This window comes from Saliniramus fredricksonii (assembly GCF_900094735.1).
Lineage (GTDB): Bacteria > Pseudomonadota > Alphaproteobacteria > Rhizobiales > Beijerinckiaceae > Saliniramus > Saliniramus fredricksonii.
Map to the genome: position 1 here is coordinate 1654256 of NZ_FMBM01000002.1, position 12887 is coordinate 1667142.

General features: G+C 65.0%; 6 protein-coding genes. All 6 read right to left on the bottom strand.

Going from position 1 to position 12887, the window contains the following annotated elements; genetic code table 11:
• Position 1: 1 nt before the first annotated feature.
• The 6 genes from GA0071312_RS20370 to GA0071312_RS14140 are packed head-to-tail and all read right to left on the bottom strand — an operon-like array spanning position 2 to position 12658.
• Entirely contained in the window at positions 2–301 is a 300-nt protein-coding gene (locus GA0071312_RS20370; protein ID WP_238947224.1) for a DUF3459 domain-containing protein, read from the bottom strand.
• Entirely contained in the window at positions 205–1764 is a 1560-nt protein-coding gene (treZ, locus tag GA0071312_RS14120; protein WP_238947225.1) for a malto-oligosyltrehalose trehalohydrolase, read from the bottom strand. The genes GA0071312_RS20370 and treZ overlap by 97 nt, the downstream gene beginning before the upstream one ends.
• Entirely contained in the window at positions 1761–3869 is a 2109-nt protein-coding gene (gene glgX / locus GA0071312_RS14125) for a glycogen debranching protein GlgX (RefSeq protein ID WP_074445481.1), read from the bottom strand. The genes treZ and glgX overlap by 4 nt, the downstream gene beginning before the upstream one ends.
• 8 nt (positions 3870–3877) lie before the next feature.
• Positions 3878–6079: a 1,4-alpha-glucan branching protein GlgB gene (gene glgB, locus GA0071312_RS14130; protein WP_074445482.1), complete on the bottom strand. Its 2202-nt coding sequence runs from the start codon at positions 6077–6079 to the stop codon at positions 3878–3880.
• Entirely contained in the window at positions 6076–9366 is a 3291-nt protein-coding gene (gene treS, locus GA0071312_RS14135) for a maltose alpha-D-glucosyltransferase (RefSeq protein WP_074445483.1), read from the bottom strand. Before treS ends, glgB begins: the two co-directional genes overlap by 4 nt.
• 1 nt (position 9367) lies before the next feature.
• Positions 9368–12658: a maltotransferase domain-containing protein gene (locus GA0071312_RS14140; RefSeq protein WP_238947226.1), complete on the bottom strand. Its 3291-nt coding sequence runs from the start codon at positions 12656–12658 to the stop codon at positions 9368–9370.
• Between the last annotated feature and the right edge of the window lie 229 nt (positions 12659–12887).

A 12887-nucleotide genomic window follows, 5' to 3' on the forward strand; every position in this document is an offset into this window, starting at 1 on the left:
GTCAAGCGTTCTCCTCTAACCAGAGAATGGTCGAGTGGCCCTGAAGTTCCCTGCGCACCATTCCTCGCCCGACCCAATGCGAGGGTGCAACTTCCGGAAATACCTTGCCCGGAGGTTTCACCGGGTCACTGGAAAGATTGCAGGCCAGCGTCATCACACCCCCGTAGGAGAGCCGCCAGCGGGCGATCACGGCCTTGTCGCCGATCACCTCGGCCCCCATTGATTCCACGCCATCGAGATGCGGCGCGATGCGGGTGCGGCGGATGCCGAGGAGGGTGCGGTAGAGATCCTCGCGGGCCATGTCACCCCCTCCCCCGCAATCACCGGGCGTGAGCGCTCGAAGGTCTCGGGATCGTTGGGATCGGGGATCATCTCGCGCTTGTGCGGATCGGCGAATTCCGGGAAGGCAGCGAATTCCTTCCGGCGCCCGTCGCGCACCAGCGGCGCCAGCCCGGGATGGTGATCGGTGAAGAAGAGAAACGGCTCGGTCGAGCCGGTCTCCTCGCCCATGAAGATCATCGGGATCTGCGGGGCCAGCAGCAGCAGGGCGATCGCCGCTTCCAGCGCCGGCTTGTCGGCCAGGGTGGTGAGGCGCTCGCCGAAGGCGCGGTTGCCGATCTGGTCATGGTTCTGGAGATGGTTGACGAAGGCGGTCGGCGGCAGATGCGCGCTCGCTCCGCCACGCGGCTCGTCCGATCCGGGCGGTGTCTCGCCCTGATAGACAAACCCCTGCGCCAGCGAGCGGGCGAGCTTCTGCGTCGTCCCCTCGGTGAAGCCGCCGTAATAGCCCGCGCTCTCGCCGGTCAGCAGCACATGCACGCAGTGATGAAAATCGTCGTTCCATTGTCCATCGAAGGGACCTCCGAGCGGCTCGGGATCATTGTGTTCGTTTTCGAGGATGAGATGGACGTGGCGCCCCTCCTCCACCGTCTCGCGCACGGCCTGCCCGACCTCGTCGAGCCAGTCGCCGTCATGGATGGCGTGGACGGCATCGAAGCGCAGCCCGTCGAAGCGGTATTCCATCAGCCAGTAGAGCACATTCTCCTTGAAGAAGCGGCGCAGTTCCGGATGGCGGAAGTCGAGCGCAGCGCCCCATGGCGTCTCGATATCCTCGCGGAAGAAGTCCGGCGCATAGGCGTGCAGGTAGCTCCCGTCAGGGCCGAAATGGTTGTAGACGACGTCGAGGAAGATGTTCAGCCCCAGCTCGTGCGCCCGGTCGATCAGCGCCTTGAGATCATGCGGATCGCCATAGGCGGTATCGGGCGCGAAGGGCAGCACCCCGTCATAACCCCAGCTGCGGCGACCGGGAAAATCGGCGATCGGCATCAGCTGGATGGCGGTCACGCCGATATCGGCGATGGCCGGAAGGTGTTCGGCGACGCCCGCATAGCCGCCGAGCAGCCCGGTATGCAACTCGTAGATGACGCTGTCCTGCCAGGGGCGCCCCTTCCATTCGGGGCAGCGCCAGGCATAGGTTTCCGCATCATGGACAATGCTGCGGTCATGCACGTCAGGCGTTTGCAGCCGCGAGGCGGGATCGGGCACGAGCAAGCCGTCCTGCAGGCGGTAGCGATAGCGCGCGCCTGCGCCGCATTCCGCCTCGACCGTGAACCAGCCGGCCTCGTCACGCTGCATCGGGATCGGATCCCAGTCCTCCACCATCAGCGCCACGCGCTCCTGCGCCGGCGCGAAGAAACGAAAACGTGTCCGGTTGCGCGCCTGTATCAGGGCCCCCGCCGTGATCGGAAACTGAAAAGCGCTCATTCCTCTCCCCCTTCGCATTCCGCCACCAGCAGCACGGCGGAACGCTCACTCACCCCGTAGGTCTCCCCTTCAACAGGCGCTTCCGGCTCCTGCGGACGGGCGCTGTCGATCAGAAGACGCCATGCGGCAGGCGGTTGTGGCAAGCGGAAATCGAGGGCGGAGCTTGATGCATTCATGAGAAAAAGCACCATCTCGATACGTCCGTCCGGCTTGACGCGCGCCCGGCGCATGGTCAGGGCCCGGCGCTCGGCATCGTCCCAATCCTCCGGCGAGGGTACGGAGGCGTTTTCGTCGAACCAGTCGATATCCTTGATCCCCGGCGCCAGGTCGACACCATAGAGGAAGCGGCGCGAGCGCAGGCCGGGATAGGTGCGTCGCAGCGCGATCAGGCGCGCCACATAATCGGTCAGCGCCTCGCCCTCTTCGGATCTGGCCTTGGACCAGTCGATCCAGGAGATCTCGTTATCCTGGGCATAGGCGTTGTTGTTGCCCCCCTGGCTGCGCCCGAATTCGTCACCGGCAAGCAGCATCGGCGTGCCGAGGGAGGCAAACAGCGTGGTCAGCATCGAGCGCATCACCCGCAGGCGCGTCTCGCGGATCGTCTCGTCATCGGTCTCGCCCTCTGCGCCCCAGTTGCGCGAATAGTTCTCCGAATGGCCGTCGCGATTATCCTCGCCATTGGCCTCGTTGTGCTTTTCCTCGTAGGCCGTGATGTCCGCGACGGTGTAGCCGTCATGGGCGGCGATGAAGTTCAGCGAAGCCCAGGGCCGGCGCGCGCGGCGATCGAACAGATCCCCGGATCCGGTCAGCCGCGAGGCCATTTCCGGGCGCAGGCCCGGATCCTCGCGCCAGTAGCGGCGCACGCTGTCGCGATAGCGATCGTTCCACTCGGCAAAGCCCGGCGGGTGGTGGCCGAGCTGGTAGCCGCCAGGGCCGATATCCCAGGGTTCCGAGATCAGTTTCTTGCGCTGGAGCACCGGATCCTGACGCAGCGCATCGAAGAAGCCGGCGCCGGGGTCGAAGCCGTGCGGCTCACGCCCGAGCGTTACGCCGAGATCGAAGCGGAACCCGTCCACACGATACGATGTCGCCCAGTAGCGCAGGCTGTCCATCACCATCTGCAGGACGCGCGGGTTGGACAGGTTCACCGTGTTGCCGGTGCCGGTATCGTTGATGCAATGACGCGGATTCTCCGGCCGAAGACGGTAATAGCTGGCATTGTCGAGCCCCCGCCAGGAGAGCGTCGGCCCAAGCTCGCCGCCTTCGGCGGTGTGGTTGTAGACGACGTCGAGGATCACCTCGATCCCCGCCGCGTGCAATTCGCGGATGGCGATGCGCAACTCGTCCTGATCCCCCGGCTTCGCCATGTAGCGGCTTTCCGGCGCAAAGAAGGAGAGCGTGTTGTAGCCCCAGTAATTGGTCAGCTTCTTCTCCTGCAGGAAGCGGTCCTGAAGGATGGCGTGGATCGGCATCAGTTCGATACTGGTGATGCCCAGCCGCTTGAGATGGGCGATGACGGCGGGGTGCCCGAGCGCCGCATAGGTGCCGCGCTCGGGCACACGCACCTCTTCCATCAGCTTGGTGAGGCCCTTCACATGGGCCTCGTAGATTACCGTCTCCTCCCATGGGATATCCGGCGAGCGGTCGTCGCCCCAGTTGAAACTGTCATCAATGACGACGGATTTCGGCACGGCGGGCGCGCTGTCACGCCGGTCGAAGGAGAGATCGGCGCGCGACGAGTTCACGCGGTAGCCGAACAGGGCGTCGCTCCAGCGCGTCTCCCCGTGCAGACCCCTGGCATAGGGGTCGATCAGCAGCTTGTTGGGGTTGAAGCGGTGCCCGCGCGCCGGCTCGTAGGGCCCGTGAGCGCGGTAGCCGTAGAGCAGCCCCGCGCGCACATGCGGCAGATAGCCGTGCCAGATCTCGTCGGTCCATTCCGGCATCTCGTAGCGCGCGATCTCGCGCCGCCCGGTCTCGTCGAAAATGCACAGATCGATTCGCTCGGCATGCGCGGAATAGACCGCGAAATTCACGCCGAGCCCGTCCCAGGTCGCACCGAGGGGGTAAGGCGAGCCAGGTGAAAGCCTGTCTGGCAGGGTCGGCATGTTTTATCTCATCCTTCGAAGCGGAAGATGGTGAGGGAGAGCGGCGGCAGGGTCAGATCGAGCGACTGGTCATGACCATGGGCCGGCGCCGCATCGGTGGCGACGGCGCCGCCATTGCCGGCATTCGAACCGCCATAGATCCCGGCATCCGAATTGAGCACCTCGCGCCAGCGCCCCGCCTGCGGCACGCCGACGGCGTAATGCGTCCGTGTTACCGGCGTCATGTTGAGCACGCACAGAAGCGTCGGCGCATCCGGGGCCTTGCGCAGCCAGGCGAAGACGCTGTTCGTCGCATCGTCGCCGATCACCCAGGCGAAGCCCGCAGGATCGGCGTCGAGGCGATGGAGGGCCGGCTCGCGGGCATAGAGCCGGTTGAGATCGCGCACCAGCATCTGCAGCCCGGCATGGCCCTCGTCCTGCAACAGCGCCCAGTCGATCTCGCCGTCATGGCCCCATTCGCGATGCTGGCCGATCTCGCAGCCCATGAAGAGCAGCTTCTTGCCGGGATGGCTCCACATGAAGGACAGGTAGGCGCGCAGGTTAGCCAGCTTCTGCCAGGCGTCGCCGGGCATCTTGCCGAGCAGCGAACCCTTGCCGTGGACGACTTCGTCATGGGATATCGGCAGGACGAAATGTTCGGAGAAGGCATAGACGAGGCCGAAGGTCAGCTCGTTATGGTGGTAGGAGCGATAAAGCGGCTCGCGGGCGGCATATTGCAGCGTGTCGTGCATCCAGCCCATGTTCCACTTGTAATCGAAGCCGAGCCCGCCTTCCGCGACCGGATGCGACACCCCCGGAAAGGCCGTCGATTCCTCCGCGATCGTCACCGCGCCGGGCGCGCGCTCGCGCACGATCGTGTTGAAGCGCTTGAGGAAATCGATCGATTCCAGGTTTTCGCGCCCGCCATGGATATTGGGCACCCATTGCCCCTGCTCGCGGCTGTAATCGCGATAGAGCATCGAGGCGACCGCATCGACGCGCAGCCCGTCCACATGAAAACGCTCCAGCCAGTAGAGCCCGCTGGCGATGAGGAAGCCCTGCACCTCGCGGCGACCGAGATTGTAGATATAGGTGTTCCAGTCCTGATGAAACCCCTCGCGCGGATCCTCGTGCTCGTAGAGCGCCGTCCCGTCGAAACGCGCAAGGCCATGCGGATCGGTGGGGAAATGCGCAGGAACCCAGTCGACGATGATCCCGATCCCGGCGCGGTGCGCGGCATTAACGAAGCGCGCGAACCCCTCCGCAGTGCCGTATCGCGCGCTCGGCGCGAACAGGCCGAGCGGCTGGTAGCCCCAGGATCCGCCGAACGGGTGCTCGGCGATGGGCATGAATTCGATATGCGTGAAGCCGAGATCGGCGACATAGGGGATCAGCCTCTCCACCAGCGCATCCCAGTCCAGCACGCCGGTATGGTCACCCTCCGGGCGCAGCCACGAGGCGGGATGCACCTCGTAGATCGCCATGGGCGCATCCGGCGCCTGACGCGCCGCGCGATCCGCCATCCACGCCTCATCCGTCCAGCGGAAGGCGAATGGCTCCGCCACGATCGATCCCGTGGCCGGCGGCATTTCCGTGCGCCGGGCCAGCGGATCGGCCTTGAGCGGCAGGGTCTGCCCCTCGCGCCCCACGATCTCGTATTTATAGCGCTCGCCTGCCTTCAGGCGCGGCACGAACAATTCCCAGACCCCGGAATCGTGACGCAGGCGCATGGGGTGGCGCCGCCCGTCCCAGGAATTGAAATCACCGACGACGGAAACGCGCCGCGCATTCGGCGCCCAGACCGAGAAGGCGACGCCCGGCACGGCCTCCACCTCGGTCACGACCGAACCGAGGCGCTCGGGCAGCTCCCAATGCGCGCCTTCCGACATCAGATGCAGATCGAGATCGCCCAGAATAAGGCCGAACGCGTAAGGATCCTCCGCCTCATGCACGCCGGCGGGCCAGTGCACGCGCAGGCGATAGGGCCGACGCGCGCCGATGATCCCGGCAAACAGCCCGTCACTGACCTCATCGAGCGTGGCCAGCACGGCGGAATCGTCGCCCGCCACCGCCTCGACCTTCTGCGCCCCGGGCTGGAAGCTGCGCACGACGCAGCCCGCCTCACTGTCATGAGGCCCGAGAAAGGCGAAGGGGTCTGTCAGCCGGCCCGACAGGGCGTCAAGGGCAGCATGTTCCAGACCATGCAGTGCGGGATGGCGAATATCGCTCACGCAGTCTCCTTTCCGTCGTCGAGCAGGCGCCGGGCGACGCCGGCAAAGCCCTGAAGGGGAACGTCGAGCCAGACGGGACGGTTCGCCGCCTCGTAGCAGATTTCATAAGCCGCCTTCTCCAGAATGAAGAGGTCGAGCAGGTTCTGCTCGGAGACTTCCTCCGGATTGCCCGCGCGATAGGCTGCGGTGAAGGCCTGTTCGGCCTCGGCCCGGAACAGGTCGCGCAGATGATCGATGCGATGCTCCGTGATCGGCCCGCGCGGTGTATGGCGGTGCTTGACCAGATTCGAGGCCGCATAATCGAAGGAGCGGATCAGCCCGGCCACGTCGCGCAGCGGGCTGACCTTGGCGCGGCGCTCCTCCAGCGGACGGGCGGGCTCGCCCTCGAAATCGATGAAGACCACATCGCCTCCGGCAACCAGCACCTGCCCGAGATGCAGATCTCCGTGGATGCGCGTGCGCAGCCGCCCGTCGAACATCGCGGCCCGCTCGTCGATCAGCGCCAGCAATTCGTCGCGACGGGCGACCAGCGTTGCCGCATCCTCGGCTTCGTCTGCGCCCCATTCCCGCTTCTCGATCACCTTGAACGCCGCGCGCACCTGGCTCTCGACCGAGCGACGCAGGGCCGTGACATCGGCCTTGCCCGCGATCTCGGGGGCGAAGGCGCCCTCCTCAACAGGCGCGGCGGCGAGCATGCGATGCATCTCCGCCAGACGCGTGCCGAGAGTGCCCGCGAAGATGCGGTAGGTTTCGAACAGATCCTCCGCCTGATCGACCTCCTCCTCGGTCATGGTCGAGAGTTCGTCGATGGTGCGGTCGAGATAGTTCAGCGTCCAGTCCCAGCCATCACCCTGATTGAGCTGGTAGCCCTGCGCGATGGCGAGAGTCGTCGGCACGCCCTCCGCCGAGACATGGCGCACCTCGCCGAGCAGCGGCGCCGTGTTGGCAAAGCCGGCGCGGGTGAGGTAGCGGCTCATCTCGGCTTCGGGATGGGCACCGCTGGTCAGCTTGCGCAGCAGCTTGATGACGACCGCGCGCCCCACGATCAGCGTCGAATTGCTCTGCTCGGCGCCCAGCCATTCGATCTCGGCATCGCCTGGCAGGTCGAGCGCCGCAAGCGTCCCTTCCGGCTCGAAGACCAGTTCACCGCGCTCGACCGGCATCACCGCACTGGTACGCAGCTTGTCCATCAGAGCATGGCCGAGGCGCGGCATGGCGAAGCCGTCGGTGAGGTAGCCCACGCGGCGGTTCTGGCGCACACGCGCCATGGCGAGTTGCGGTGCGAAGGGCGGCATCGTCTCGTCATCCCAGGCGACGGCGAGCGGCAGGGTGTATTTCTCGACACCGGCATCCGTCTCGACATCACAAACCGTCAGGATCACCGGCCCGTCCGCGCTCTCCAGCGTCACCGCCGCATCGACACGCGCGCTCTTGAAGGCGGAATCCTTGCCCTGGAACCAGCGTCGCTGCGGAATGTATTGCGGCAGGACGTCGCTCTCGAGCGTCTCGCGCGTCTTCTCGCGGGTGCCGGGCCTGAGCACGTCGGCGACGCCGCTGCGCAGCACGAAGGTGAGATGCTCGGGCTCCATCCCCGCCGTCGCGGTGCTCCAGGCCGGCGGCTCGACCCCGTCACTCAGTTCGAACCAGTAGAATCCGAAGGGCGGCAGAGAGAGCAGATAAGGCAATTGCCCGATCGTCGGGAAGGACGCCCCGCCCGACATTTCCACCGGCGTCTTGCCAGCGAATTCCGCCAGATTGAGCTCCACCGCCTGCGCCTGTCGCGAGACGTTGGCGACACACAGGATACGCTCGCCGTCATGCTCGCGCAGGTAAGCCAGGATCTTGCGGTTGGCCGGGCGCAGGAAGCGAACCGTACCGCGCCCGAAAGCGCTGTATTGCTTACGGACGGCGAGCATGCGCCGCATCCAGTTGAGCAGGGAGTTGGGATCGCGCAATTGCGATTCCACATTGACACGGTCATAGCCGTAGAGCGGGTCCATCAGCACCGGCAGCGACAGCCGCGCCGGATCGGAGCGCGAGAAACCACCATTGCGGTCGCTCGACCATTGCATCGGCGTGCGCACGCCGTCGCGATCGCCCAGATAGATGTTGTCGCCCATGCCGATCTCGTCGCCGTAATAGATTACCGGCGTGCCGGGCATGGTGAAGAGCATGGAATGCATCAGCTCGATGCGCCGCCGGTCGCGCTCCATCAGCGGCGCGAGACGGCGGCGGATGCCCAGATTGATGCGCGCGCGCCGATCGGACGCATAGGTCTCCCACAGGTAATCACGCTCCTTGTCAGTCACCATTTCAAGCGTCAGCTCGTCATGGTTGCGCAGGAAGATCGCCCATTGGCAATTCTCCGGGATCTCCGGTGTCTGGCGCATGATGTCGGTAATCGGGAACCGGTCTTCCTGGGCGATCGCCATATACATGCGCGGCATCAGCGGAAAGTGGAAAGCCATGTGGCACTCGTCACCATCACCGAAATAATCCTGCGTATCTTCCGGCCATTGATTGGCCTCGGCCAGGAGCATGCGATCCGGGTAGGTCCTGTCCACCTCGGTGCGGATCTGCTTGAGGATGTCATGGGTTTCGGGCAGGTTCTCGTTATTGGTGCCCTCGCGCTCGACGAGATAGGGCACCGCATCGAGCCGCAGCCCGTCGACCCCGATATCCAGCCAGAAGCGCATCACGCTGAGCACTTCCTTGAGCACGCGCGGATTGTCGAAATTGAGATCCGGCTGGTGGCTGTAGAAGCGGTGCCAGTAATAGGCCTGCGCCTCCTCGTCCCAGGACCAGTTCGACTTCTCCGTATCAAGGAAGATGATCCGCGTACCGGTATATTTCTTGTCCGTATCCGACCAGACGTAGAAATCGCGCGCCGCCGAGCCCGGCTTGGCCTTGCGCGCCTTCTGGAACCAGGGATGCTGATCCGAGGTGTGGTTGATCACGAGTTCGGTGATCACCCGGATGTCACGCTTGTGCGCTTCCTGCACGAAGCGCTTGAAATCGCCCATCTTGCCGTATTCCGGATGCACACCGCGATAATCGGCGATGTCGTAGCCGTCATCGCGCCGCGGCGAGGGATAAAACGGCAGCAGCCAGATGCAGGTGACGCCCAGCTCGGCAACATAGTCGAGCTTCTTCATCAACCCCGCAAAATCACCGATGCCGTCATCATTGGCATCGAAGAACGACTTCACGTGCAGCTGATAGATGACCGCATCCTTGTACCATTGCGGATCGTTGTCGATATTGGCGATCTTCTTCTTGGAGGACACGTCAGCTTCTCCTGTGCGGACGGATGCGCCAGATGGCGAAGGGGTAATCGGCGGGGTCGAGGCGGATATGCTGGTGCTTGCCCCACCAGGTGAAGGCGCGATCAGTGATCAGATCCTCGACATCGAGCGCGCCGTCATCACCGATCCCGAACTCCCAGAGCGGGATTTCGATCCCGGCTTCCTGCGGGTGATACGGATCGAGATTGACCGCGACGAGGATCATCTCGTCACCCTCGCGCGAGGGCTTGCCGTAATAGAGGATATGCTCGTTCGCGGCATTGTAGAAGCGCACGTTGAGATGCGTGTGCAGGGCCGGATTGGCCTTGCGAATGCGGTTGAGCCGCGCGATATCGGGCACGATATTGCCCGGTGCATTCCAGTCGCGCACGCGGATCTCGTATTTCTCCGAATCCTTGTATTCCTCCTTGCCCGGAACCGGCTCGGATTCGAGCAGTTCATAGCCGGAATACACGCCCCACAGCCCCGACAGCGTCGCCGCGAGACAGGCACGCACGAGGAAGCCGGCGCGGCCCGAGCGCTGCAGGTAGACCGGGTTGATATCGGGCGTGTTGACGAAGAAATGCGGCCGGTAAAAATCCTTCGGCGCCTCCTGTGCCAACTCCTCCAGATAGCTCTGCAGCTCGTATTTGGTATTGCGCCAGGTGAAGTAGGTATAGCTTTGCGAGAAACCCACCTTGGCCAGATGGTACATCATCCTGGGCCGGGTGAAGGCCTCGGAGAGGAAGATCACGTCGGGATGGCGCGTGCGCACCTCCCCGATCATCCATTCCCAGAAGGGAAGCGGCTTGGTGTGCGGATTGTCGACGCGAAACGTCTTTACCCCCTCCCCGACCCAGAACAGCACGACGTCGCGCAGCGCGAGCCAGAGATCGGGGATCGCCTCGTCCTTGTAGAAATCGACATTGACGATGTCCTCGTATTTTTTCGGCGGGTTCTCCGCATATTTGATCGTGCCGTCGGGGCGATAATCGAACCAGCCGGGATGCTCTCTCAGCCAGGGGTGATCCGGCGAGCACTGGATGGCGAAATCGAGCGCGAGTTCGAGCCCGTGCGCCATCGCCGCGTCGCGCAAGGCCCTGAAATCCTCCAGCGTGCCGAGCTCGGGATGCAGCGCGTCATGCCCGCCATCCTCCGAGCCGATCGCATAGGGCGAGCCGACATCGTCGGGCCCCGGCGTGAGCGTATTGTTGCGGCCCTTGCGGTTCTTGCGTCCGATCGGGTGGATCGGCGTGAAATAAAGCACGTCGAAGCCCATGTCGCGCACACGTGGCAATTGCGGGATTACGTCGCGCAGGGTGCCATGGCGGGCCGGATCATCCGTCTGCGAGCGCGGGAAGATCTCGTACCAGCTCGCGAACAGGGCCTGCTGGCGCTCCGCATCGACCGGCTGGACCACGCTCTGTACCCTGAACGGGCGATCATCGGCCTCCTGCATCAGCGCGCGGGCCTCGATACTGAGCAGGATCTCGACCTGCCCGGCCTGATCGGCATGATCGAGATCGACGAGAATATCGGTGAGCCGCGCCTTCAGATCGCCCTTGGCGCGCCCCCGCGCCGCTTCGACCAGCAGCCGCCCCTCCTTCAGGTCGAGGGCGATATCCACCCCGGCATCACTCTTCTTGCCGAGATCGCGCGCATGGGTCGCATAGCGGTCGAACCAGGCCTCGACAACGTATTCGTGCCGCCCCATCCGTTCCAGATGCAGCGCCGCGCGAAAGCGGTCATTGCCCTGCGGCAACATCGGGGCCGTGCGCCAGAGATCCTCGTCGAGCGCGCGCCAGCGCAGTTCGACGCCAAGCACCTCGTGGCCGTCCATGAAGGCATCGGCCTCCACCGTGATGGAATCGCCGACGATGCGTTTCACCGGATAGCGCCCCTGATCGATACAGGGCGACAGGGCCTCGATGACAATGCGCGGCGCCGCTCCCGCCGCCTTGGCGGCGCGCTTGCCGGTGGCGCGGGGGAGTTTCACGGGCTTCGCACGCGTCGCTTTCGCGAGCAGCACCGCGCCGGGCTCGAGAGTGAAGGTATCGCCGGCTGAATCGCTGGCGTCACCGCCCTCGAGCGGCACGAAACCGGCAAATTCCCCACCCATCTGCGCCCGCAGCTTGGTCGCGCCGACATCGTGACCCTCATGCAGATCGGGATTGACGAGCACGAGCAGGGCTTCCTGCGCGACGCGCGGATCAGCCGGCGTGCGCAGGATCCCCGTCGCCTGGGCGGAGGGGCCGGTCAGCGCGCGCAGAAGGCCCGGCTGCGCGAGCGCCGGAATCGTCGCGATCAGGGCGTTGATATCGCGCACGCGCTGCGCGATCTCTGCCGGCGCTTCCTGGGCCATCTGCGCGCCATCCTCCGGACGGCTCTCGATCGCATCAAGCGGGCGGCGGGCCGCGTGCTCGAAACCCATCGGCATCAGCATGCCGCAGCCGAGCCCCGCCGCGAGCCGCAAGGCACGGTCATAGGCCGGCAGCAGCCCCCGCGCATCCCCGATGCGCTCCGCCAGACGGGTGGCGAAGGGCGCTTCCGGCATGGTCATGACCGGCGCGATGGCGGACAGGGCCGCATGTTCCTCGACGAGCCAGGGCGCGCGCCCGTCCCACCACGGCAACGAGGAGAGAAGGTAATCGAAGCCGCAGCCGGCAAGCCCGAGCGCGTCAGAACGCGGAAGGCCCGTCGGATCGGCAATGACGAGCGCGTCCGGGCGATGCGCGCGCATTGTCTCAATGACCCAGCGCCACAGATCAGCCGATGCCGCGTTGGGACGTACAGCACGAAAACCCTTCACCCCGGCCTGTGCCCAGGCGGCGATCCGGGGCTCCCAATAGGCCTTCAGCCATGCGATCGCATCTGCATCGAGCCGCGACCAGGCCGCCCCCTGCGCCGTGGCCGGGCGGCGCGGATCGACCGGCCCGCCCGCCACCTCACGCCGCACCGTGAAGCGATCCGGTGCCGCTTCCACCTCGGGATGCTCCAGCGCGAATTGCTGGGGCGCGAAATCGATCAGCAGCGAAAGCCCCCGGCTCTGAGCCTCGCGCGCGATGTGCTCCAGCGCGAGCGGCAGCGCGTCGGTGAAGCCCAGCCCCTCATCCGCAGCATCATGATCGACGGGAAAGAAGACATCGCCTGTACGCCCCGCACGGAAGAGCGGCGCGAGCGCCACATGGTCGAAGCCGAGATCCCGGGCGTGATCCAGCCAACCGCCCAACGCATCGTGCGCTCCGACCGCGCGATGGTGGAGGTAATAGATACGCGGATGTGCAGATGACGGCATTCTGGCCATGGTCCCTCTTGGTTGCAAACGCTGTGATGCTGCCGATTCGCAGCGATGATAGCGCGGGTATGCGACGAACGGGATGCTCTGTTTGAGCCGGATTGCTGAAATAACGTGCTGCCTCGGCTTGCACCAGCCACCTCGTTTTTCCTTTTATATCAACAGGTGAATGCGGCCAGTGTTCCAAAGCGATGCCAATGACAAGGCATGGTTGCCGGTACGTACGCGA

Bases quoted from the DNA above. Each gene is read 5' to 3' on its own strand.
- GA0071312_RS20370 (WP_238947224.1), bottom strand. From the start codon at position 301: ATGGCCCGCGAGGATCTCTACCGCACCCTCCTCGGCATCCGCCGCACC.
- treZ (WP_238947225.1), bottom strand. From the start codon at position 1,764: ATGAGCGCTTTTCAGTTTCCGATCACGGCGGGGGCCCTGATACAGGCG.
- glgX (WP_074445481.1), bottom strand. From the start codon at position 3,869: ATGCCGACCCTGCCAGACAGGCTTTCACCTGGCTCGCCTTACCCCCTC.
- GA0071312_RS14140 (WP_238947226.1), bottom strand. From the start codon at position 12,658: ATGCCGTCATCTGCACATCCGCGTATCTATTACCTCCACCATCGCGCG.